Origin of the sequence: Cellulomonas fimi, assembly GCF_028583725.1 — a bacterium.
GTDB classification, from domain to species: domain Bacteria; phylum Actinomycetota; class Actinomycetes; order Actinomycetales; family Cellulomonadaceae; genus Cellulomonas; species Cellulomonas fimi_B.
Genome location: NZ_CP110680.1, coordinates 1,049,757 through 1,071,410 on the forward strand (window position 1 = coordinate 1,049,757; position 21,654 = coordinate 1,071,410).

Consider the following 21,654-nt stretch of genomic DNA (forward strand, 5'->3'; position numbering starts at 1 on the left):
CGGCAGGTAGAGAGGTCGACGATGACCGACACCCAGACGGCGACCGCCACCGCGACGCTCGACGCGCCGCGCCCGGTCGTGACGATGACAGGGATCTCCATCGGCTTCCCGGGCGTCAAGGCGCTCGACGGCGTGGACTTCCGGCTGTTCCCCGGCGAGGTGCACGCCCTCATGGGCGAGAACGGCGCCGGCAAGTCCACGCTCATCAAGGCGCTCACCGGCGTGTACCAGGTCGACGCGGGCACCGTCCTCGTCGACGGCGAGCCGGTGACGTTCACCGGGCCGGCGCAGGCGCAGGCCGCGGGCATCAGCACCGTGTACCAAGAGGTGAACCTCTGCGAGAACCTCTCGGTCGCGGAGAACATCATGCTCGGCCACGAGGTCCGCCGGTTCGGCGTCGTCGACTGGCCCGCGACGCGCCGCGAGGCGCGCAAGCACCTCGCCACGCTCAACCTCGACGTCGACCCGCGCTCGCAGCTCTCGTCCCACTCGCTCGCGGTGCAGCAGCTCGTCGCGATCTCGCGGGCGATGGTCGTCGACGCGCGCGTCCTCATCCTCGACGAGCCGACGTCGAGCCTCGACGCCGACGAGGTCGCCCGGCTGTTCGACGTCGTGCGCGCGCTGCGCGACCGCGGCGTCGCGATCCTGTTCGTCTCGCACTTCCTCGAGCAGGTGTACGCGCTGTCCGACCGCATGACGGTCCTGCGCAACGGCACGCTCGTCGGGGAGTACCGCACGGCCGACCTGCCGCGCGTCGAGCTCGTGCAGAAGATGATCGGCCGGTCGCTCGAGGTGCTCGAGCGGCTCGAGGAGTCGCCCAAGCCCGTGATCGCGGCGCGTGACGACACCCGCCCGTACCTCCAGGCGATCGGCCTGGGCCGCAAGGGGTCGATCGAGCCGTTCGACCTCGACGTGTACGCGGGCGAGGTCGTCGGCCTCGCGGGGCTGCTCGGGTCCGGCCGCACCGAGCTCGCGCGGCTGCTGTACGGCGCCGACCACGCCGACCGCGGCGAGCTGCGCGTCGAGGACCGCCCCGCCCGGCTGCGCACCCCGCGCGCGGCGCTCGCCCGCAAGATCGTCTACTCGTCCGAGAGCCGCAAGACCGAGGGGATCATCGCCGACCTCACGGTGCGCGAGAACATCGTCCTCGGCATCCAGGCCCAGCGCGGCTGGGTCCGGCGCGTGCCCAAGAAGAAGGCCGACGAGGTCGTCGACCGGTACGTCGAGGCGCTCGGCATCCGGCCCGCCAACCCGGACGCGCTCGCGGGCAACCTGTCCGGCGGCAACCAGCAGAAGGTGCTGCTGGCCCGGTGGCTCGCCACGCAGCCGAGGCTCCTGCTGCTCGACGAGCCGACGCGCGGCATCGACGTCGGCGCGAAGGCTGAGATCCAGCGGCTCGTCGCCGACCTCGCGTCCCAGGGCATGGCGGTCGTGTTCATCTCCGCCGAGCTCGAGGAGGTGCTGCGCCTGTCGCACCGGATCGCGGTCCTGCGCGACCGGCGCAAGGTCGCCGAGCTCGTCAACACCGACGACGTCACGACCGACGACGTCGTCGACCTCATCGCGAGCGGCAGCGCCACCGAGCCGCCCGACGACGGCCCCCCGGAGACGAGCACCGAGGACGTCCAGCTCTTCACGAAGGGGGACCGCGCATGAGCGTCGTGCAGTCCGTCGTGCGGCACCGGCTGTTCTGGCCGATCGTCGCGCTCGTCGTCCTGGTCGTCGCGAGCACGCTCAAGTCGCCGACGTTCCTCGACATCACCGTCCGCGACGGTCACCTCTTCGGGGGGCCCGTCGACATCCTGCGCCGCAGCAGCGTCCTGCTGCTCGTCGCGCTGGGCATGACGCTCGTGATCGCGACGCGGGGCATCGACCTGTCCGTCGGCGCGGTCATGGCGATCGCGGGGGCCGTCGCGCTCACGCAGATCGCGGCGTCGCCCGACCCCGGCTCGGTCGCGACGGTGGCCGCCGCGATCGGCACGGCGCTCGTGATCGCGCTGCTCATCGGCCTGTTCAACGGGTTCCTGGTGGCCGTGGTGGGCATCCAACCGATCATCGCGACGCTCGTGCTCATGACGGCCGGCCGCGGCATCGCGATGCTCATCACGGGCGGCAACATCACGACGGTCACGAGCCAGCCGTACAAGACGCTCGCGTCGGGCTACTGGCTCTCGCTGCCCGTCGCGGCGATCATCGCGGGCGTCGTCTTCGCGGCGACCGCCCTCGTCACGCGCCGCACGGCGCTCGGCGTGCTCATCGAGTCGGTCGGCATCAACCCGTCGGCCTCGCGGCTCGCGGGCGTGCGCGCCCGGACGATCATCTGGACGGTCTACGTCGTCTGCGCGCTGTTCGCGTGCCTGGCCGGGTTCATCCGGTCCGCCGACACGATGGCCGCCGACGCGAACAACATCGGCCTGTTCATCGAGCTCGACGCGATCCTCGCGGTGGTCATCGGCGGCACGTCGCTCGCGGGCGGGAAGTTCTCGCTCACGGGCACGCTCGTCGGGACGCTCGTCATCACGACGCTCACCCTGTCCATCACCATCCTCGGCATCCCGGCCAACGCGGTGTCGCTGTTCAAGGCCCTCGTCGTCATCGCGGTCTGCCTGCTGCAGTCCCCGGTCGTGCAGCACCGGATGCGTGCCCGCCGACGTCGTACGGCCTCCGTCCCGGTGGAGGTGCCGGCGTGATGTCCACCGACCAGCTCACCCGCCGTCTCCGCGGCCGCACGACCGACCCGGGCGAGGCGCCCACGACCCGGCGCTGGCGGCTCGACGACCGGTACCTGCCGGTCATCGGCACCGTCGTCGTGCTCGTCGTCATGCTCGTCGTCGCGGGCTCGCGCTACGACAACTTCCTCACCGGGCGGGTCATGGCGAACCTGCTCATCAACAACTCGTTCCTGGTCGTCCTCGCGGTCGGCATGACGTTCGTCATCCTCACGGGCGGCATCGACCTGTCCGTCGGGGCGGTCGTCGCGCTGTCGAGCATCGTCGCCGCCTGGATGCTCACCAACGGCTGGGACGCGGTGGTCGCGATCCCCGCGGCGATCCTCACGGGCACGCTCATCGGGCTCGCGGTCGGCGTCATGGTGCACGTGTTCGAGATCCAACCCTTCATCGCGACGCTCGCCGCGATGTTCCTCGCGCGCGGCCTGTGCTACCTCGTCGCGCCCGAGTCGATCCCGATCGCGGACCCGACGATCGTCGCGCTCGCCCGCACGCGCTGGGGCCCCGAGGACGGCTTCGTCCTCACGCCGTCCGGGCTCATCGCGCTGGTCGTCGTGGCGGTCGCGTTCGTGCTGCTGCACTACACGCGGTTCGGTCGCACGGTGTACGCGATCGGCGGCGGCGAGCAGTCGGCGCGGCTCATGGGTCTGCCCGTCGCGCGCACCAAGGTGCTCGTCTACGTCATCAGCGGCACGTGCGCGGGTCTCGGCGGGCTGCTGTTCGCGATCTTCTCCCGGTCCGGCTACGCGCTCACGGGCGTCGGGATGGAGCTCGACGCGATCGCGGCGGTCGTCATCGGCGGCACGCTGCTCACCGGCGGGTCGGGCTTCGTGCTCGGGTCCGTGCTGGGCGTGCTCGTGCTCGGGCTCATCCAGACGGCCATCACCTTCGAGGGCACGCTCTCGTCGTGGTGGACGAAGATCGTCATCGGCGGGCTGCTGCTCGTCTTCGTCGTCCTCCAGCGCCTGCTCGCGCTGCGGCGCACCTGACGCGGCGGCCGGTGGTCCGCGGCGGGGCGCACCGCCGCGGACCACCGGCCTGCCCCCGGCGCCGGTCCGGCAGCGCCGGTCCTGCGCGCCGCTGAGACGGCGCTGCCGGCACGTCGGCGCCGGTCGCTACCCTCGCGACCATGCCCGGGACCGACCTCATCGCCCAGCGCCTCGTGAGCGCGGGCTACGACGACGTCACCGACGTCACCCTGCTCGACGGCGGGCTGATCGCCGTCGCCGGTCTCGCGCAGCGCACGTCGGGGACTCCCGTGTTCGCCAAGACGCTCGAGACCGCGGGCGGCGACGGCATGTTCGACGCCGAGGCGGAGGGCCTGCGCGTCCTGCGCGAGCGCGGCGGGCTGCGGACGCCGGACGTCCTGCACGCCGGCGCGGACCTGCTGGTCCTCGAGGCCCTCGCGCCGCGCGTCGACACGCCCGACCTCTGGGAGCGGCTCGCGCACGCGGTCGCCCACCTGCACACGTCCACGACGGGCGACCGGTTCGGCTGGCACCGCGACAACTTCCTCGGCCGCATGCGGCAGGACAACACGTGGGAGGACGACGGGTTCGAGTTCTTCGCCCGACGACGCCTCCTTCGGTGGCTGCCCGAGCCGCGCGTGCAGGCCGCGTTCGACGAGCAGGACCGCCGCGCGCTCGAGCTCCTGTGCGACCGCCTTCCCGAGCTGCTGCCGCCCGCGCCGCCGTGCCTGACCCACGGCGACCTCTGGTCGGCCAACGTCATCGCGACGCCCGACGGCGCGCCCGCGCTGATCGACCCCGCGGTGTCGATGACCTGGGCCGAGGTCGACGTCGCGATGCTGTGGAGCGAGCCCCGCCCGCCGGAGTCCGACCGGTTCTTCGACGTCTACGCCGAGGTCGTCGGCCTCGACGCCGGCTGGAAGGACCGCATGCCGCTGCTGTTCCTGCGGCAGGAGCTCGCGCTGGTCGCGATGTTCGACCACGACTGGGGCGCCGCCGAGCGCGTCCGTGCGCTCCTCGCCCCGTACCGCCGCCGCCTGCCGTCCCGCGTCGCGCCCGCCCCGGCCGACGCGCCCGCCGCCCCCTGACCGTCCCGCCCGACCCCGGAGAACCATGCCCCCGGTCTCGTACGTCCTGTTCCCCGGACGCCACCACCTCGTCACGCGCTTCCAGGTCGACTACCTGCGCTCGCTCCTGTCCGGCGACGAGGTCGACGACGCGGGCCGCCCGATCGACGTGGCGCCGGACGCCGAGGTCGTGTGGGCCGTGACCTCGGCGACGCACACCGGCACGCGTCGCAACCCGCTGCCCGCGCACCGCCGCGAGTCCCTCGTCGAGCGCGTGAGCGTCGCCGCCGACCTGCCCTCGGTCGTCGCCCCGGTGGCGGACGTCCCGCCCTCGGACCGCTTCGCCACGACGGTCCTCGCGTCGGTCGAGCTCAGCACGTCCCGCCGCCTCACGCCGCAGGACACCGTGGTCGCGTGCTCGACGCCCGAGGTCGCCGCGCTGTACGCGAGCGCGGGATTCCGGATCGCCCCGGTCGAGGCCGGTGCCACGCCCGCGCCGCCGCGGCCCTGGGACGTGCTCGAGCTCCTCGTCGCGGGCGACGCGTCGTGGCGCGACCTCGCGCACGCGCAGACCGTCGCGTTCTACGACCGCTACCGGCTCGTCGACCAGATCCGCCTGGTGCACACCGACCCGACGGTCGGCTCCGAGGGGGACCTGACCGAGACGCGCGACTACCGGACGTACACCGCGGCGTTCGACGACGCGTCCGACCGCAAGTGGGCGCAGGTCGCGCCGCACGTCGTGCCCGGCCGGGTCGTCGACCTCGGCTGCGCCGCCGGCGGCCTGCTGGAGCGCGCCGCCCGCGACCCCCGCCTCGTCGAGTCCGACCTGTACGGCGTCGACGTGTCCCGCCACCTCGTCGCGGAGGCGGAGCATCGCAAGGCGCAGGGCGTGTTCGCGAACCCCAACGTGTTCTTCGCGCAGCGCAACCTGCTGCGCTCGTCCGTGTTCCCGGAGGCGTCGGTCAACACCACGACGACGATCGCGCTCACGCACGAGATCGCGTCGTACGGCGACGGCGTCGCCGACCTGCGGCTTCTCGCCGAGCGGATCTTCCGGCACACCGCTCCGGGCGGCGTGTGGATCAACAGCGACGTGCTCGGCCCGGACGACGGCGACCGGCTCGTCGACCTGGTGCTCGACGGCCCCGTGCGCCCCGACCGTGCCGTCGCCGCGGACCTGTCCGGGCTGGCGCGCACGCAGGTGCACGACCACGTCGAGGCGCTCACGCCCGCGGAGCGCTTCGTGCAGTTCGCGCACGACTTCCCGGCCCTGTCGGGTGCCGACCTCGCGGTGAAGTCGACCGACCTGAGCGGCCCGCGGGCCACGGTCACGCTTCCCCTGCGCGGGGCGATGGAGTTCCTCACGACGCGCGACTACGTCGACTCCTGGCTGTCGGAGTGCCACGAGCGGTTCTGCGACATGGCGTGGTCCGACTGGGTCGACCTGCTCACCGACGTCGGCTTCGAGGTCGCCGTCGGCTCCGCGCCGTGGACCAACGACTGGCTCGTCGAGAACCGCCTGTCCGTGGGGGCGGCGCTGCGTGACCCGGCGACGGGCGACCCGGTCCCGTGGCCGGTCACGCACCTCCTGATGGTCGCCCGCAAGCCCCGCTGACCGGCACCGACGCGAGGTCCGGCTCACCGCGGGTCACGCGAGGTCCTAGGGGCGGGCCGCGAAGCGCTCCAGGAGCTCGGCGTGGCCCGACACGATGATGATGTCGTTCTGCGAGATGCGGGTCTCGGGCGTCGCGTAGACGAAGTCGATGCCGGGGCTCTTCACGCCGATGACGGTGACGCCGTAGCGCTCGCGGATGTTCGACTGCGCGAGCGTGAACCCCTGCGTCTCCTTCGGCGGGCGCATCTTCACGACCGTGAACCCGTCCTCGACCTCGATGTAGTCGAGCAGCTTCCCGGACACGAGGTGCGCGACACGCGACCCGGCGTCGGCCTCGGGGAGGATCACGTGGTGCGCGCCGATGCGCTGGAGGATGCGCGCGTGCTCGGCGGAGATCGCCTTGGCCCAGATCTGCGGGATCCCCATGTCGACGAGGTTCCCGGCGATGAGCACGGACGCCTCGATGTAGGACCCGACGCCGACGACCGCGACGGGGAACTCGCGCGCGCCGAGCTGCTCGAGCGCCTCGGGGTTGGTCGCGTCGGCCTCGACGAGCGCGACGCGGCCGGCCCACTGGGCGACGAGCTCGGGGTCCCTCTCGACGGCGAGCACGTCCTGCCCGAGCCGGTCGAGGGTCGCGGCGATCGCGGACCCGAACCGGCCGAGCCCGATGACGAGCACGCCCGCGTCCTTCTTGGGGGTGCGGGGCGCGTTGCGCGTGGTGGTCGACGTGTCGCGCAGCTTCTCAGCCAATGATCGGCCTCTCTTCCGGTAGCCGGATCACCCGACGACGGTTGCGCAGCGCGAGGGCTGCCGCAAGCGTCATCGTGCCGGTCCGGCCGATGAACATGAGCACGGTGAGGACGTACTTCCCCGAGTCGGGCAGGTGGGGCGTCAGACCGGTCGACAGACCGCACGTCGCGAACGCGGAGATGACCTCGAACAGGACGACGTCGAGGGTCTCGCCGGTCATCGCGAGCAGCAGCAGCGACGAGATGAGGACGAACGTCGCGGACACGAGCGAGACGGCGATCGCGACCTGCAGCGCCTCGCGGGGGATGCGCCGGCCGAACGCCTCGACGTCCCGGTCGCCGCGCGCCTCGGCGACGATCGCGAGCAGCATGACCGCGAGCGTCGTCACCTTGATGCCGCCCGCGGTCGACGCGGAGCCGCCACCGGCGAACATGAGGGCGTCCATGAGGAGCCAGGTGCCCTCGTGCATCTGCCCGACGTCGACCGTCGAGAACCCGCCCGACCGCGGCATGACACCGGCGAACAGCGACGCGAGGAACGTGCCGGCCCAGTCGAGCGGCTTGAACGTCTCCGGGTTCGTCCACTCGAACGCGGCGACGAGGACGGACCCGGCGACGACGAGCGCGAGCGACGTCGTGATCGTCAGCTTGGAGTGCAGGTTCCAGCGCCGGGGCTCGCGCAGGTGCCCGATGATGTTGAGGATCACGGGGAACCCGAGGGACCCGACGAACACGCCGACGATGATCGGCATGAGCACCCACCAGTCCGACACGTAGGGGTTGAGCCCCTCGGGGGTGGGCACGAACCCGGCGTTGTTGAACGACGAGATGCCGTAGAAGATCGAGTGCCACGCGGCCTCGCCCCAGTCCTCCTCGTACATGTGGAAGCGGGGGAGCAGGATCAGCGCGATCGCGACCTCGAACGCGGTCGACGTGATGATGACCGTGTTGACCAGCGAGCCGACCTCGCCGAGCCGCGTGAACTTGGTCTCCGAGGACACGAGCAGCCGCTGCGTGAGCCCGAGGCGCCGGCTCACGGCGAGCCCGAGCAGCGACGCGAGCGTCATGACGCCCAGGCCGCCGATCTTGATCGCGACGAGGATGACGACGAGCCCCCACGTCGACCAGTACTCGCCGGTCGGCACCACGACGAGACCGGTCACGGTCGTGGCGGACGTCGCGGTGAAGAGCGCGTCGACGAACGGCGCCGGCTCGCCGGACACGGTGGCCCACGGCGCGAGCAGCAGCAGCGTGATGAGGGCGATCACGGAGCCGAACACGCCGAGCGCGAGCCGGGCCGGGGACTGACGGGCGGCGCGGTCGACGAGCTCGCGCGCGTGCCATCTCACGCCCGGGCCGCCCCGCGCCATCGCACCTCCACCTCGTGCCACCGGCGCCTGCCGGACGGGCCAACTCTGGCACGCCCGACGCCGCACCTCGACACGTGCCCGTCCGGGAGGGTGGTGTCGTCCGCCGGTGCACCCCGCTCGGGGGACGTGGCGGGTCGGATCGACACGGACGGGGGCCGGGTGCGACGGTGTCCGCATGACGTCGCGGGGGCTGCACCCACCCGTCCGGGCACGGGTGGTGTGGTCCGCCGACATGCTCGCGTACGACTTCGGCCACGGGCACCCGATGACGTCGGAGCGCGTCGAGCTGACGATCCGCCTCGCGGAGGAGCTCGGCCTGCTCGACGGTCCCGACGTGGCCCTCGTCGACGCCCCGCCCGCCGCGGACGCGCTGCTCCTGACGGTGCACGACGCGGACTACGTCGAGGCGGTCAAGGCGGCGTCGGAGCACGGCACGCGGGACCCGCTGCGCGGCCTCGGCACGACCGACGACCCCGTCTTCCCGCGCATGCACGAGGCCGCCGCCCGCGTCGTGACGGGCACCGTGGACTCGGCGCTCGCGGTGTGGGAGGGCCGGGCGGAGCACGCGGTCAACGTCACGGGCGGTCTGCACCACGCGATGCCGGGCGCGGCGTCGGGCTTCTGCGTCTACAACGACGCGGCGGTCGCGATCCGGTCGCTGCTGGCCGCGGGCGCGACACGCGTGGCGTACGTCGACGTCGACGCGCACCACGGCGACGGCGTGCAGACGGTGTTCTGGGACGACCCCCGGGTGCTGACGATCTCGGTGCACGAGACCGGCGCGGGGCTGTTCCCGGGCACGGGGTTCGCGCGGGAGATCGGCGGCGCGGACGCGATGGGGTCGGTGGTCAACGTCGCGCTGCCCGCGGGGACGGGCGACACGGGCTGGCTGCGCGCGATCGAGGCGGTGGTGCCGGCGGCGGTGCGCGAGTTCCGGCCGGACGTCCTCGTCACGCAGCACGGCTGCGACTCCCACCTGCTGGACCCGCTGACCCACCTGCGCGTGTCGGTCGACGGGCAGCGTGCCGCGGCCGAGCTGCTGCACGACCTGGCGCACGAGGTCGCGGGCGGCCGGTGGGTCGCGCTCGGCGGCGGCGGGTACGCGGTGCTCGACGTCGTGCCGCGGTCGTGGACGCACCTGCTCGGCATCGCGGCGCACCGGCCGGTCGCGCCGGAGGTCGACGTGCCGCTGTCGTGGCGCGAGCTCGTCCGCGACCGTTACGGCCGGCTTGGACCCGAGCGGATGACGGACGGACGGCCGGTGCGCACCCGCCCGTGGTCCGCGGGCTACGACCCCGCCGACGACGTGGACCGGGCGATCCGGGCGACGCGGGCCGCCGTCTTCCCGTGCTGGGGTCTGGACCCGGACCTCGACTGAGCCGACCGGGTGGGGACCGGACGGGGGAGTCCCACGCGTCTCCTCTTTCACACCAGTCCCAGGCGGCACTATCGTGGTCCGGCACCCGAGAGGGGAGCGCGAGAGCCCGGCGCGCCGCCGGCAGGACGAGAAGAGCCGAGCATGAGCGACCAGCCGGGCCGCACGCGATTCCTCACCGTGGTCGAGGTCGCCGACGTCATGCGCGTCTCCAAGATGACCGTCTACCGGCTGCTGCACTCGGGTGAGCTCCCCGCGGTCCGTGTCGGTCGCTCGTTCCGCGTCCCGCAGGACGCGCTCGACCACTACCTGCGCACGGCGCGTGTCGAGCCGGAGCAGCAGGACCACGGCCGCCTCTCGTCCTGACCGCACGGACCCGGCGGGACCGCGCGTCGCGTCGAGGGCCGTCGATCGCGTAAGGTAGGGCCTCGGACTTTCCCGTGCGTGGGCTCGCGGCCGTTGGCCGATGGACGGCACCGCGCGTCGATCGACCACCAGCAGGGCCCGTGCCGGGCCCACACCCGGAAGTGAGTTGAGGACCCATGGGCTCCGTCATCAAGAAGCGCCGCAAGCGGATGGCCAAGAAGAAGCACCGCAAGCTGCTGCGCAAGACGCGTCACCAGCGTCGCAACAAGAAGTGACCTGTCGCCGGCGTCGCCCTCCCGGGGCGTCGTCGGTGCGACCGGCCTGACGGCCGGACATCCTCGGGCCCGGCACGTGCCGGGCCCGACGTGTGTCCCGACCTGCGCCAGGACGTTCGTACAACGATGTACGATGGTCGGTGCGCAGGTGTCGCAGGGGACTGCGCGCGTCGCTCTGCCACTATCGGTGAGGCGAGGTCGGCGGGTGCACGGGAGGCAGGCATGAGCAGGCGCAGCGGTGCGGTCACGATGCACGACGTCGCGGCGCGCGCGGGCGTGTCGATCAAGACCGTCTCGAACGTCCTCAACGGGTACCAGTACATCCGCCCTGCCACCAAGGAGAAGGTCGAGACGGCGATCGCCGACCTCGGCTACCAGGTCAACCTCACCGCGCGGAACCTGCGCCGCGGCCGCACCGGCCTCATCGGGCTCGCCGTCCCCGAGCTGTCGCTTCCGTACTTCGCCGAGCTCGCCGACTCCGTCATCCGCGCCGCCGAGGCGCGCGGCCTCACCGTGCTCATCGAGCAGACCGGCTCGGTGCGCGAGCGCGAGCTCGAGGTCCTCACCGGCCAGCGCCGCCACCTCACCGACGGGCTGATCTTCTCCCCCCTCGAGCTCGGCCCCCAGGACGTCGACGCCCTCAAGGTCGACTACCCGATGGTCCTGCTCGGCGAGCGCATCTTCGGCGGCCCGGCGGACCACGTGACCATGAGCAACGTGGACGGCGCCAAGGCCGCCGTCCAGCACCTGCTCGACCAGGGCCGTCGCCGCATCGCCGTGGTCGGCGCGCACGAGGGCGAGGCCGTCGGCTCCGCCGCACTGCGCATGCAGGGCTATCGCGAGGCGCTCGAGGACGCCGGGCTGGGCGTCGATCCTGCGCTCATCGGCGAGGCCGGGCTGTGGCACCGCGCCACGGGGGCCGAGGCCATGCACCGGCTGCTCGACTCGGGCGTCGAGATCGACGCCGTCTTCGGCCTCAACGACGCGCTCGCGCTCGGCGCGCTGCACGCCCTGCACGCGCGCCGGGTCGACGTGCCCGGGCGGATCGCCGTGATCGGCTGGGACGACATCGAGGAGACCGCCTACTCGTCGCCCACGCTGTCGACCGTCTCGCCCGGGCGCGAGCAGATCGCGCGCACCGCCGTCGACCTGCTGCTCGCACGGATCGACGACCCCGACTCCGAGCGTCCGTACGAGCGGGTGATCGCCGACTTCACGATCGTCGGCCGCGAGTCGACCCTCGGCGACGCCGCCCCCGGGATCACCGCCTCGTCCACCGCCGGACGCTGAGCGGACGACCGCCGGGCGACGTCAGCCCGTGCCGAGACGCGCGGTGTCGTGCGCAGCAGGCTCGACAGTGTCGCCCGCCGGCCGACCGGCCTGGCGGGACGCGAGCCGGCGGTCGTCGAGCGCCAGGACGAGCGCGGCCGCGCTGGCCACGGCGCCCATCGCGGGGACGGTGCCCACGCCCCACGACGCGAGCAGACGCCCGCCGACGAACGCGCCGGTGGCGATCCCCACGTTGAAGGCGACGCTGACCGACGCCATGGCGATGTCCGTGTTGCCGGGGGCGAGCTGCAGCCCGCGGTGCAGGAGCGTCGCGCCCAGCGCCCCGAAGCACCCGCCGCACAACGCGACGGAGGCCACCACCAGCGGGACGCGGTCGCCGAGCGCCCACAGCCCGAGCTGAGCCACGCAGAGCCCGACGAGGACGACGACGAGGCACTCCCACGCGCGACGGTCCAGGAACCGGCCGACGAGCATCGTCCCGACGACCCCGGAGGCGCCCGACACCGCGAGGACGAGGCTCAGGGACGACTCCGGGAGCCCTGCGTGGTCGAGCACGTACGGCGCGAGGTAGGTCAGGACGCCGATGCCTCCTGCGACGGCGACCCCCGTCGTCGCGAGGAGCAGGGCGAACCGTGGCCTGCTCGGCGTGAGTCCCCGCGCCGCGCCACCGGCCTCCGGCGGGTAGCTCGGCAGGAGCGCCAGGACGCCGAACGCCAGCACGACGCTGACGCACCCCAGGATCGCGAACGCGACCCGCCACTGCGTCTGCTGGGCGACCCACGTGCCGAGCGGCACCCCGAGGACCGGCCCGAGCGAGCTCCCGACGGCGAGCCGTGCAACCGTCCGGCCCCGCACCTGCGGCGGGAACAGCCCGGTGGCCGCGGCGGCGGCGACCGACCAGAACAGCGCGTGGGTCAGGCCGGACAGCAGCCGTGCCGCCGTCAGCACCGCGAACGTCGGCGCGACGGCGGCGAGGAGCGTGGCGACGCTGAACACCCCGAGCGTGACGGTGAGCAGCCCCCGTCGAGGGACCCGCGAGGTGAGGCGCGTGAGAGGCAGCGAGAACACGACGACCACGAGGGCGTACGCGGTCACGAGCTGCCCCGTCGTGGAGACGGACGTCCGCAGCCCGTCGGAGATCATCGTGAGCAGCCCGCTCGGCAGCGTCTCCGTGGTGACGAAGCAGAACGCGCCGGCCGCGAGGACGGTGAGCGCGGCGAGCGCGCGACGGGGGGAGACCTGCGCGGCTGCGCCTGGCGCGGGAGAGGGCGGCATCGTGCTCCTCGGTCCGGCCGGCGCTGGCCGGCGGCGACGGTGGTCGGGTCAGCGGACGGGCTCCAGCGCGCGCGCCCGGCGCAGCGCCCGGCCCCACCAGAGCAGCTGGTCGAGCACGGTCTTCGCGGCGGCCTCGTGGCGTTCCGGCTCGACCAGGGAGCCGGACGCGTCGAAACGCTCCCACACGCCGGAGAACACGATCGCCTCCCGGATCGTCGTCACCTGGAGCTCGGCGAACACCGGCCGGAGCTGCTCGACGGACCGCGCGCCGCCGGCGAGCCCTCCGTAGGACACGAAGGCCAGCGGCTTCGCCGCCCACTCGTCGAGCACGGCGTCGACGGCGATCTTGAGGTAGCCCGGGTATCCGTGGTTGTACTCGGGCGTGACGAGCACGAACGCGTCGGCGGCGCCGATCCGGTCCCGCAGCCGGTCCGTGTCCCCGGAGCCGTCGAGCGTCACCGGGAGAGAGAAGTCCGCGAGGTCGACGACGTCGAGCTCGATGCCGCCGTGCGCCTCGATGCGCTCGCGGCTCCACGCGGCGACGACCGGGGCGAACCGCTCGGCGCGCACGCTGGCGATGATCAGTGCGACCTTCAGGTCGGTCGGCGCGTCGTCCATGTGTCCCCCGGCGTTGGTGTGCGGTGCGGTCTCAGTGCGCCGACGGACCGGTGCTGGACCGGACGACGAGCTCGGTCGGGAGGGTGACGCGGGTGTCGGAGACCTCTGGGTCGAGGAGCATCCGGGCCATCACGGCGCCCTTCTCGCGCACCGGCTGGCGCACCGTCGTGATGCCCCCGGCGGCCGCGTCCAGGATGTCGTCGAAACCGGTGACGGACACGTCGGTACCGGGCACGAGGCCGCGGGCGCGCAGTGCGTCCACGACCCCGAGGGCCAGCACGTCGGTCGTCGCCGCGACGGCGGTCGGGCGCGGGCTGGTCGCGAGGGCGGTCTCCGCTGCCCGCCGGCCGCTCTCACGCGTGTTCTGCCCGGCGGACACGACTGCGAGGTCGGCCTCCTCGCCGAGCCCGGCCCGGAGTCCGTGCGCGCGCAGGCGGGCGTACGGAAACAGCCGGGGGGCCTCCGGGGAGACGAGGACCGGGTTGCCGTCGTCCATGCTGTCCGCGACGACGACGACGCGACGGTGCCCGAGCGCCCGCAGGTGGGCGCCGACCCGGAGCGCGGCGTCGTGGTCGTCCACGAGGACGCACCGGCCGCCGTCGTCGACGGTCGACACGACGGGGATGCCGCGCTCGGCGAGCACCCGCAGCACCGGGTGGCTCTCGTGCACGCCGTCGGCGAGGGCACCGTCGAGCGCGGCCTGCCGCACGTTCTGGACGAGCCGCAGCTCCTCGTCGCGCGAGTACGTCCGCGACACCGAGTGCGGACCGACGGGCATGAGCAGCACGTTCGTCCTGGCCTCGGTGGCGACCTGGGCGACCCCCGTGAGCAGCTCGGTGCAGTAGGGGTCGGAGAACGCGTACGTGAGGTCCTGGGCGAAGAGCACGCCGATCGACCCGGTGCGCCGGCTGCGCAGCGAGCTGGCGACGGGGTCGGGACCTGCGTAGCCCATCTGCGCGGCGAGGTCGAGGATCCGCTCGCGGAGCGCGGGGGAGAGCTGGTCGGGGCGGTGGTACGCGTTGGAGATCGTCGAGGGCGAGACGCCCGCGGCGGCGGCCACCGACTTCAGGCTGGGCTTCGTCGCCACGACCTCCCCCTTCTGGATCGTTCTAGTCGCCGTGTGTCTAGATCGTTCCAGAAGCCGGATCGGTGCGTCAAGACGCGTCCGGGTCCGCCGGCCGGGCGTGACGTCGTCGAGCGCCTACGACGGCGTGACGCTCCGACCGCGCCTCACGGTCCGGTGAGCCCCTGTCGGACCTGGACCGCGGTGAGGTGATCGTCGACGAAGGTCAGCTCGGCGAGCCACGAGACCGAGACCCATGGCACCCGCCCGCGTCCCTGCGCCCGGCACGTCATCAGCCCGTCGCTCCCGTCCGAGCACTCCAGGCCGGCGTCGGAGGTGATGACTCTCGCGTCCGTCAGCGACGTGCCCAGGGGCAGGCGCGCACGAAGTGCGGCCTCCGCTTCCTCGGCGGACCGGACCGCCTTCCAGCGGATGGGCGCCGTCACAGGATCGTTCCCCAGCCGGGCGCGACCCAGACGGGCTTGGCCTGCGGGACGCCGGCCGTGCTCAGGATCGTCCGGGCCACCGAGTTGCTGTTCGGGCCCGTCGGTTGGTACGGGATCGATGCCCCGTCGATTCGCGCCAGATCGGTACGGAACGTCGCGTCCTTGCCGATCGCCGCCGGTCCTTCCATGACGCGTTCTGACGGTGCGCCTGGTGCCCAGTCCACCGTTCCGGGCTGGTATCGACCGTGCTGGGTCACGATGCGGCCGAAACCGGCAGCGCCGCCGGCCCGCTCCGGTCCGCCACGGAAGTAGTAGGGCGTGGCGTGCTCGTCGGTGTAGACGACGAACAGGTGGTACACGGGGAGGCCTCGCAGACCGGTGATCTTCGTGGCGCGGACATCGATCTGCGCGGCCGGGGCGACCCCCGACTCGATGTCACCGCCCTCCGGGCCTGGGACACCTGCCACGGCACCCGCGTCCTGCGGGCCGGGGCCGTCCGCTGCCTCCTCGCTGACCGGCGAGGAGCGCTGGGCGACGACAGATGCGACGGCGCGGTTGCCGGCCTGCCGTTGCAGTCGGAGCAGGGCGTGCTCGGCATCCCCGCGTGAGCTCGTGCGATGGACCGGGACGGACCTGCCTGCTGCCGTCGCCGCGGACTCCAGACGCTCCATGCTCCATGTCTAGCCGGGGAACAAGGGTCACCGGCAGCCCTTTCGAGCAGCATCTGAGGGCAGTCGGCCGTCCGCGCCAGGACGTGACCGGCTCGTCAGGCGGAGCGGGCGTCCAGGGTGTCGAGGCGGCGGTCGACCAGCCAGCCACCGGCGAGCAGCGGCAGCGCGATCCCGACGAGCGGGCCGAGCACCGGCAGCGCGAGCACGGACAGGGTGACGGCGGCCAGCACCACGAGGACCGCGACGGCCGTGCCGGGGGACAGCAGCGGGAAGAGGGCGACGAAGCGCCACGTCCGGCCGGGCGGCTCGTCGTAGCGCCGGACGACGGCGACGAGCGTGAGCAGCGCGACGGAGAACCACGCGCCGAGCGCGAGCACCCCGGCGGCGAGGACGGCGGCCGCCGGCCCTTCGACGACGCGCACGACGGCCGCGTCGACGGACAGGAGCGCGCCGATCGGCCAGACGGGCGCGCCCAGCAGGTTGGCGCGTCGCCAGCCGGAACGGTACGTGGACCAGAAGTCGTGCCACAGGTGCTCGGACGGCGAGCCGTCGGCGAGCCGGGCGAGCAGGCGGCCGCCCGCGTCGAGCGCGGGGAGCAGGCCGAGGACGACCAGGCCCGCGAGCGTGCCGAGCAGGACCAGGGCGTTGACGCCGACGACGTGCGTGACGACGCGCAGGACGCCCATGACGCGGCCGGCCCAGCCGCCGACCTCGCCGGACGAGCCGTCCGTCGACCCCGCGGAGCGCCCCGCGGGGTCGACGGGTCCGGAGGTCGTGCCCGCCGGACCCGTGGCGTCGTCCCGCGGCAGCGCGGTGAGCGCGCGGCGGGCCTCGGCGTCGCGGTCGTCGACGGGCACGACGGTCATCATGCCGTCCGGGTCCCGAACACCGTCCGGCCGGTGTCGTCGGTCGCGGCGAACGACAGCGCGGCCCGGCCGCGCACGGCGTCCCACGACGGGAAGACCACGGCGTGCAGCGGTGCGTCGGGCTCCGCGAGCGGCCAGGTGCCGACGAACCGGCCGGCGCCGAGCGCCCGCACACCGGCGAACGCGTCGGGCGTCGCCTCGACGACGTGCGACGCCGTGACGCCGCTCGCGGCGGACTGCGCGAACGTCACGACCTCCCACGTGCCGACCAGGTCGGCGACGTCGGACGGCCACGAGGACTCGTCGTTCGACTCGGTCGGGCCCGCCCACGGCTGGGGCGACACGAGCGGCCAGCCGTCGTCGGTCCACACGAGCCGGCGGACCTGCACCTCGTGCCGGGTCGGGTCGTCGCCGTCGCGCACGTGGTGCACGAGCAGCTGCACGTCGCCGTCGGTGAGGACCGAGGCGTGCCCGGGGGCGAGCCAGGTCCGCCCGCCGTCGAACCGGTGGCCGGCCAGCACGGGGGTGCCGACGGTCGCGGGGTCGGCGTCGAGGTCCCGCAGGTCGCGGCCCGCGCGGTCGACGTACGGGCCGGTCACCGCGGACGAGACGCCGACGCGCACGTGGTAGGTCGAGAACAGCGAGTCGTAGGAGACGACGAGCGCCCACCCGCCCCCGGGCCGCGGCAGGACGAACGCGCCCTCGATCGCGCCCTCGACGGACCGTGCCCGTCGTGCGACGAGCCAGCCGGGACCCCACGCGGGGCGGCCCGGTCCGGGGGAGTCGAGCGCGCCGCCCGTCGCGGGGTCGAGCTCGAGCACGTGGATGCCGCCGAAGAACGAGCCGTAGACCATCCAGTGCCGGTCGCCGTCGACGACGACGTTCGCGTCGATCGCGTTCGGGCCGTCGGCGTCGTGTCGCGACGTGACGACGAGGCCCCGGTCCTCCCAGGGGCCGGACGGGTGCGGCGCGACCGCCAGACCGATCGCGGACGTGCGCGAGCCGAACGTCGACGCCGACCAGTACATGCGCCACTCGTCGCCGACCCGCACGACCTCGGGCGCCCACAGGCCCTCGGCCCCGGTCCACGCGGCGCCGTCGGACGGCACGCCGGGCAGCGCCCAGCCGTGGAACTCCCACGTCACGAGGTCGGTCGAGCGGCGGACCTGCACACCGGCCCGGACCGGGCCCTCGCTGAACGCGTCGGTCGAGAACAGCCAGTAGGTGCCGTCGTCGTCGCGGACCGCGGTCGGGTCGTGCGCGTGCCGCCCGCCCCACGCGCTGGTGTCGGGGACCGCGGGGTCCACGGCAGGGTCTCCGAGGAGCGTCACGGCTCAGCCCTTCGTGCCGGTGAGGGCGACGGACTCGATGATCTGCCGCTGGAAGATGAGGAACACGATCAGGATCGGCAGCAGGGCCACGAACGACGCCGCCATGATCAGCGGGTAGTCCCGCTGCGTGGCGAACTCGACGTTGAGGTTGGCGATGACGACCTGCAGCGTCTGCCGCTCCGGGGTGTTCAGGTAGAGGATCGGCGCGAGGTAGTCGTTCCAGATCGTCATGAACCAGAGGATGAACTGGGCGGCGATCGCGGGCCGGATCATCGGCAGGATCATGATGCGGAAGATCTGCGGGTAGGACGCGCCGTCGATCTTCGCGGCCTCGATCATCGAGTTCGGGACGGACTCGAGGTACTGCCGCAGGAAGAAGATCATGATGATGTTGCCGAACAGCAGCGGCACGATCAGCGGCAGCAGGGTGTCGACCCAGTGCAGCCGGGAGAACATGACGAACTGCGGGATCATGATCGTCGGGTAGGGCACCATCAGGCCCGACAGCAGGCCGATGAAGATCGCGTTCTTGTACGGCAGCCGCAGCTTCGCGAGCGCGAAGGCGGCGAGCGCGGAGGTGAACGAGCCGACGACGGTCACCGTGCCGGCCACGATGAGGCTGTTCATGAAGCCCGACAGGATCGGCGCCTCGGTCCACATCCGGACGTACGTGTCCCACTGCGGCGCGTCGGGGATCCAGACGGGCGGCAGCGCGAAGACCTCGGCCTTCGTCTTGAGCGACGTCGAGAGCATCCAGACCAGCGGCGCGAGCATCGCGGCCGAGCCGAGGACGAGGATGACGAAGGTGATCGCGTCGGCCGTGCGGCGCGAGCGCGTGCGGCTGGTCGGGGTGCGGCCCTCGGGCTTCGCGGCGGCCGGACGCGCGAGCGGGGGCAGGGTGGTCTGAGTCATGGCGTGTCTCCTGCCCTCAGTCGATGGCGAAGCTGTTGCGCCGGTTGAGGCGGAACTGGATGAGGGTGATGACGAGGACGAGGATCCCCAGCACGATCGACATGGCCGTCGCGTAGCCCATCTGCTGGTACTTGAACGCCTTGCGGACGATGTACCAGACGACGGACGCGGAGCTGAACTCGGGGCCGCCGGTGGGGGTCATGATGTTGATCTCGGTGAAGATCTGCGACCCGGCGATGACGTTCGTGACGACGAGGAAGAACGTCACGGGACGGACCATCGGCATGATGATCGACCGGAACCGCTGGAAGGCGTTCGCGCCGTCGAGGGCGGCGGCCTCCAGCAGCGACGCGGGCACCGACTGGATCGCGGCCAGGTAGAGCAGCGTCGAGTACCCGAGGCCCTTCCAGATCGCCATGATGATGATTGCGGGCTTCACGGTGGCGGTGTTCTGCAGCCAGTCCGGGCCTTGGATCCCGAACCACGCGAGCACCTGGTTCACGAGGCCGAAGTCGCCGTTGTAGGCGAACTGCCACACGATCGCGATGGCCGCGAGCGACGAGATCACGGGCACGTAGTAGATGGTCCGGAACGCGGTGCGGCCGGGGATCCGACGGTTGAGCGCGAGCGCGAGCAGCAGCGAGAGCGCGAGGCCGATCGGGATGCCGATCATGTAGAAGAACGTGTTGAACAGCGCCTTGTGGAAGTACTCGTCGGAGATCAGGTCGACGTAGTTCTCCAGCCCGACGAACCGCATCGGGCCCAGGCCGTTCCAGCTCGTCAGCGACGCGTACACCGCGAAGCCGATCGGGTACAGCGTGAAGAGCAGGTAGCCGAGGACCGGGGCGGCGACGAAGACGGCTGCCCACCGGTGCTCGGCGCGGTGCAGGCGCAGGATGTCGCGCTTCGAGCGCGTCGCGGGTGCGGGGGAGGCGGCCGTGCCGGGCGCCTCGGGCGGGGTGTCGACGGTCGCGGTGCGCGGCATCCCAAGCTCCTTCTCGTTCCGGGTGTCCCCGCCGCCCGGCGGAGCGGCGTCGGGCGGCGGGGACGGGTGGGGCAGGATCAGCCGGCCTGCTCGGCGTTCGCGATGGACTCGTCGAGGAGCGCCTGCATCTTCGGCTGCACCTCGGCCAGGTAGTCGGCGGCCGTCTGCTTGCCGTCGAGCACGGGCTGGATGTTCGTCCAGAGCTCGTCGTACCACTCGGCGCCGTAGGTGAACGCGGCGGGCATGGCACGGCCGTAGTCCTGCGCGATGTCCAGGAACTCCTGGCGGTTCGCGGGCTCGGCGCCCTCCTCGGCGGCCCACTCCTGGGCGACGTCGATGAGGTTGGGGATCTGGATGTTCGCGTCGACCAGCGTCTGCTGCGCCTCGGGGTCGGCGCTCAGGTAGGTCACGAGCTTCGCGGCGTCGTCCGGGTGCTTCGACGTCGCGGAGACACCGATGCCGAGCGAGCCGATCCACGTGGCCGGGCCGGCGTCACCGACGGTCGGCCAGGGGATCAGGTCGTAGTCGAAGTCCAGGTCGTTGTAGACCGAGACGTCCCACGGGCCGACCGGGAAGAACGCGATCTCACCGGCCATCCAGCGCTGGTAGGTGTCCAGCGTGGCGGCGTCGGACGCCGACGGTGTGACCTTCTCGACGTTGGTGAGGTCCGCGAACTTCTGCAGCGCCTCGGCGAACTCGGGGGTGTCGACGGTGACCTTCGTGTGGTCCTCGTTCGTCCAGTCGCCGCCGTTGCTCCACACCATCGACTGCAGGTTCCACTGCACGTTGAGGCCGGTACCCCACTGGTCGAGCGTGCCGTCGCCGTTCTTGTCGACCGTGAGCTGCTTGCTGATGTCGACGAACTGGTCCCACGTGAGCGGGGTGTCCTTGTCGGGCAGCGGGATCCCCGCGGCCTCGAGCATCGTCTTGTTGTAGCCGAACGAGAACGGGCCGATGTCCTTCGGCAGGCCGTAGAGCGCGCCGTCGGGCGTGCCCTGGACCTCGCCGTCGAAGCGGTAGGAGTTGACGCCGTACTCCCAGATGTTCGAGAGGTCGACGTCGCTGTTCTCCACCTGGTCGGTGATGTCGAGGAGGACGCCGGAGGCGACGTAGGACTGCAGGCTGGCCTGCTCGATGTAGAAGACGTCCGGCACGTTGTTGCCGGCGACCGCGGCCTGCAGCTTTGTCGCGTACTGGTCCGCGTCGGTGACGATGACCTTGACCTTGACCCCGGTGTCCTCGGTGTACTTCTTGATGGCGGCCTCGTAGGCGGACTTCTCGTCCGGGCCCCCACGGAACATGAACGTGATGGTCTTGTCGCCGCCGTCACCGCTGGCGTCGCCGCCCCCGCTGCACGCCGTCAGCGCGAGGGTCCCGGCCACGGCGAACGCCGCCGCGGCGAGGAGCTTCCTCCTGGTGGTCATCTGCCTGCCTCCCGTTTCCCGAGGATCGGTGAGGTCGTTGCCGTCGTCGGGACCGCGTCCGCCGGTGGGCGGGGCGCCGGAGCGGCTGCGGTCCGTCGTGGTCGTCGTTGACCTCTGTTCGCTTGTCCCAACGTCGTTCCTACAACGTTGATCTACAACGTTGCACAACATCGCACGAAGGTCGGCGTGCGGTCAAGCCACGAACCGGTAACGGTCGTCGGCGTCGTGCGGCCGGACGCGTCCGGAGCTGTTT

At 72.5% G+C, this 21,654-nt stretch carries 21 protein-coding genes; 9 read left to right on the plus strand and 12 right to left on the minus strand.

Annotation, left to right across the window (positions count from 1 at the left end; genetic code table 11):
• Positions 1-21 precede the first annotated feature (21 nt).
• From OOT42_RS04765 to OOT42_RS04785, 5 genes are all read left to right on the plus strand, one after another.
• Positions 22-1,656: a sugar ABC transporter ATP-binding protein gene (locus OOT42_RS04765; protein ID WP_273653805.1), complete on the plus strand. Its 1,635-nt coding sequence runs from the start codon at positions 22-24 to the stop codon at positions 1,654-1,656.
• Positions 1,653-2,690, plus strand: a complete 1,038-nt coding sequence (locus tag OOT42_RS04770) for an ABC transporter permease (RefSeq protein ID WP_273653806.1) — start codon at positions 1,653-1,655, stop codon at positions 2,688-2,690. The genes OOT42_RS04765 and OOT42_RS04770 overlap by 4 nt, the downstream gene beginning before the upstream one ends.
• Positions 2,690-3,718 carry a galactofuranose ABC transporter, permease protein YjfF gene (gene yjfF / locus OOT42_RS04775; RefSeq protein ID WP_273653807.1) on the plus strand — a complete coding sequence of 343 codons (1,029 nt, stop codon included), beginning with the start codon at positions 2,690-2,692 and terminating at the stop codon, positions 3,716-3,718. Before OOT42_RS04770 ends, yjfF begins: the two co-directional genes overlap by 1 nt.
• 140 nt (positions 3,719-3,858) lie before the next feature.
• On the plus strand, positions 3,859-4,785 hold the full coding sequence (locus tag OOT42_RS04780) for a fructosamine kinase family protein (protein ID WP_273653808.1): 927 nt from the start codon (positions 3,859-3,861) through the stop codon (positions 4,783-4,785).
• Positions 4,786-4,810: 25 nt separating this feature from the next.
• Complete coding sequence (locus OOT42_RS04785) at positions 4,811-6,382, plus strand: class I SAM-dependent methyltransferase (protein WP_273653809.1); 1,572 nt, start codon at positions 4,811-4,813, stop codon at positions 6,380-6,382.
• A gap of 45 nt (positions 6,383-6,427) precedes the next feature.
• Here the strand turns inward: OOT42_RS04785 and OOT42_RS04790 are convergent, their stop codons facing one another.
• Positions 6,428-7,135 carry a potassium channel family protein gene (locus OOT42_RS04790; protein WP_273653810.1) on the minus strand — a complete coding sequence of 236 codons (708 nt, stop codon included), beginning with the start codon at positions 7,133-7,135 and terminating at the stop codon, positions 6,428-6,430.
• Positions 7,128-8,504, minus strand: coding sequence for a TrkH family potassium uptake protein (locus OOT42_RS04795; protein WP_273653811.1), 1,377 nt, complete (start codon positions 8,502-8,504; stop codon positions 7,128-7,130). The genes OOT42_RS04790 and OOT42_RS04795 overlap by 8 nt, the downstream gene beginning before the upstream one ends.
• Before the next feature lie 175 nt (positions 8,505-8,679).
• On the opposite strand from OOT42_RS04795, the gene OOT42_RS04800 reads away from it, so the two are divergent.
• The 4 genes from OOT42_RS04800 to OOT42_RS04815 all read left to right on the plus strand — a co-directional run bounded on the left by OOT42_RS04800 (position 8,680) and on the right by OOT42_RS04815 (position 11,810).
• A complete protein-coding gene (locus OOT42_RS04800) occupies positions 8,680-9,882 on the plus strand; it encodes an acetoin utilization protein AcuC (RefSeq protein WP_273653812.1) in 1,203 nt (400 codons plus the stop codon).
• A gap of 141 nt (positions 9,883-10,023) precedes the next feature.
• Complete coding sequence (locus OOT42_RS04805) at positions 10,024-10,245, plus strand: helix-turn-helix domain-containing protein (RefSeq protein WP_124343403.1); 222 nt, start codon at positions 10,024-10,026, stop codon at positions 10,243-10,245.
• A gap of 176 nt (positions 10,246-10,421) precedes the next feature.
• The gene (locus tag OOT42_RS04810; protein ID WP_003792170.1) at positions 10,422-10,520 is read left to right on the plus strand and encodes a 30S ribosomal protein bS22; all 99 of its coding nucleotides are present in this window, start codon (positions 10,422-10,424) and stop codon (positions 10,518-10,520) included.
• Positions 10,521-10,742: 222 nt separating this feature from the next.
• Positions 10,743-11,810, plus strand: coding sequence for a LacI family DNA-binding transcriptional regulator (locus tag OOT42_RS04815; RefSeq protein WP_273653813.1), 1,068 nt, complete (start codon positions 10,743-10,745; stop codon positions 11,808-11,810).
• 21 nt (positions 11,811-11,831) lie between these two features.
• On the opposite strand, the gene OOT42_RS04820 is transcribed toward OOT42_RS04815, so the two are convergent.
• From OOT42_RS04820 to OOT42_RS04865, 10 genes are all read right to left on the minus strand, one after another.
• Positions 11,832-13,085, minus strand: a complete 1,254-nt coding sequence (locus OOT42_RS04820) for an MFS transporter (RefSeq protein ID WP_273653814.1) — start codon at positions 13,083-13,085, stop codon at positions 11,832-11,834.
• 48 nt (positions 13,086-13,133) lie between these two features.
• Positions 13,134-13,703, minus strand: a complete 570-nt coding sequence (locus OOT42_RS04825) for an NADPH-dependent FMN reductase (RefSeq protein ID WP_273653815.1) — start codon at positions 13,701-13,703, stop codon at positions 13,134-13,136.
• A gap of 31 nt (positions 13,704-13,734) precedes the next feature.
• Positions 13,735-14,790 carry a LacI family DNA-binding transcriptional regulator gene (locus tag OOT42_RS04830; protein WP_273653816.1) on the minus strand — a complete coding sequence of 352 codons (1,056 nt, stop codon included), beginning with the start codon at positions 14,788-14,790 and terminating at the stop codon, positions 13,735-13,737.
• 143 nt (positions 14,791-14,933) lie between these two features.
• Complete coding sequence (locus OOT42_RS04835; RefSeq protein ID WP_273653817.1) at positions 14,934-15,212, minus strand: hypothetical protein; 279 nt, start codon at positions 15,210-15,212, stop codon at positions 14,934-14,936.
• On the minus strand, positions 15,209-15,883 hold the full coding sequence (locus OOT42_RS04840) for a hypothetical protein (protein WP_273653818.1): 675 nt from the start codon (positions 15,881-15,883) through the stop codon (positions 15,209-15,211). The genes OOT42_RS04835 and OOT42_RS04840 overlap by 4 nt, the downstream gene beginning before the upstream one ends.
• A gap of 95 nt (positions 15,884-15,978) precedes the next feature.
• A complete protein-coding gene (locus OOT42_RS04845) occupies positions 15,979-16,740 on the minus strand; it encodes a YesL family protein (RefSeq protein ID WP_273653819.1) in 762 nt (253 codons plus the stop codon).
• Between the two features lie 8 nt (positions 16,741-16,748).
• Complete coding sequence (locus OOT42_RS04850; protein WP_273653820.1) at positions 16,749-18,080, minus strand: arabinan endo-1,5-alpha-L-arabinosidase; 1,332 nt, start codon at positions 18,078-18,080, stop codon at positions 16,749-16,751.
• 3 nt (positions 18,081-18,083) lie between these two features.
• Positions 18,084-18,992 (minus strand): carbohydrate ABC transporter permease, encoded by a 909-nt coding sequence (locus OOT42_RS04855; protein ID WP_124342058.1) that lies wholly within the window; start codon positions 18,990-18,992, stop codon positions 18,084-18,086.
• A gap of 16 nt (positions 18,993-19,008) precedes the next feature.
• On the minus strand, positions 19,009-19,977 hold the full coding sequence (locus OOT42_RS04860) for a carbohydrate ABC transporter permease (RefSeq protein ID WP_273653821.1): 969 nt from the start codon (positions 19,975-19,977) through the stop codon (positions 19,009-19,011).
• Positions 19,978-20,054: 77 nt separating this feature from the next.
• Positions 20,055-21,401, minus strand: coding sequence for an ABC transporter substrate-binding protein (locus tag OOT42_RS04865; RefSeq protein WP_273653822.1), 1,347 nt, complete (start codon positions 21,399-21,401; stop codon positions 20,055-20,057).
• Between the last annotated feature and the right edge of the window lie 253 nt (positions 21,402-21,654).

What these genes read in the sequence shown, in the direction of transcription:
- OOT42_RS04810 (WP_003792170.1), top strand. Translation starts at nt 10,422, where the DNA reads ATGGGCTCCGTCATCAAGAAGCGCCGCAAGCGGATGGCCAAGAAGAAG.
- OOT42_RS04780 (WP_273653808.1), top strand. Translation starts at nt 3,859, where the DNA reads ATGCCCGGGACCGACCTCATCGCCCAGCGCCTCGTGAGCGCGGGCTAC.
- OOT42_RS04825 (WP_273653815.1), bottom strand. Translation starts at nt 13,703, where the DNA reads ATGGACGACGCGCCGACCGACCTGAAGGTCGCACTGATCATCGCCAGC.
- OOT42_RS04770 (WP_273653806.1), top strand. Translation starts at nt 1,653, where the DNA reads ATGAGCGTCGTGCAGTCCGTCGTGCGGCACCGGCTGTTCTGGCCGATC.
- OOT42_RS04815 (WP_273653813.1), top strand. Translation starts at nt 10,743, where the DNA reads ATGAGCAGGCGCAGCGGTGCGGTCACGATGCACGACGTCGCGGCGCGC.
- OOT42_RS04820 (WP_273653814.1), bottom strand. Translation starts at nt 13,085, where the DNA reads ATGCCGCCCTCTCCCGCGCCAGGCGCAGCCGCGCAGGTCTCCCCCCGT.
- OOT42_RS04795 (WP_273653811.1), bottom strand. Translation starts at nt 8,504, where the DNA reads ATGGCGCGGGGCGGCCCGGGCGTGAGATGGCACGCGCGCGAGCTCGTC.
- OOT42_RS04805 (WP_124343403.1), top strand. Translation starts at nt 10,024, where the DNA reads ATGAGCGACCAGCCGGGCCGCACGCGATTCCTCACCGTGGTCGAGGTC.
- OOT42_RS04800 (WP_273653812.1), top strand. Translation starts at nt 8,680, where the DNA reads ATGACGTCGCGGGGGCTGCACCCACCCGTCCGGGCACGGGTGGTGTGG.
- OOT42_RS04785 (WP_273653809.1), top strand. Translation starts at nt 4,811, where the DNA reads ATGCCCCCGGTCTCGTACGTCCTGTTCCCCGGACGCCACCACCTCGTC.
- OOT42_RS04840 (WP_273653818.1), bottom strand. Translation starts at nt 15,883, where the DNA reads ATGGAGCGTCTGGAGTCCGCGGCGACGGCAGCAGGCAGGTCCGTCCCG.
- OOT42_RS04765 (WP_273653805.1), top strand. Translation starts at nt 22, where the DNA reads ATGACCGACACCCAGACGGCGACCGCCACCGCGACGCTCGACGCGCCG.
- OOT42_RS04865 (WP_273653822.1), bottom strand. Translation starts at nt 21,401, where the DNA reads ATGACCACCAGGAGGAAGCTCCTCGCCGCGGCGGCGTTCGCCGTGGCC.
- yjfF (WP_273653807.1), top strand. Translation starts at nt 2,690, where the DNA reads ATGTCCACCGACCAGCTCACCCGCCGTCTCCGCGGCCGCACGACCGAC.
- OOT42_RS04860 (WP_273653821.1), bottom strand. Translation starts at nt 19,977, where the DNA reads ATGCCGCGCACCGCGACCGTCGACACCCCGCCCGAGGCGCCCGGCACG.
- OOT42_RS04855 (WP_124342058.1), bottom strand. Translation starts at nt 18,992, where the DNA reads ATGACTCAGACCACCCTGCCCCCGCTCGCGCGTCCGGCCGCCGCGAAG.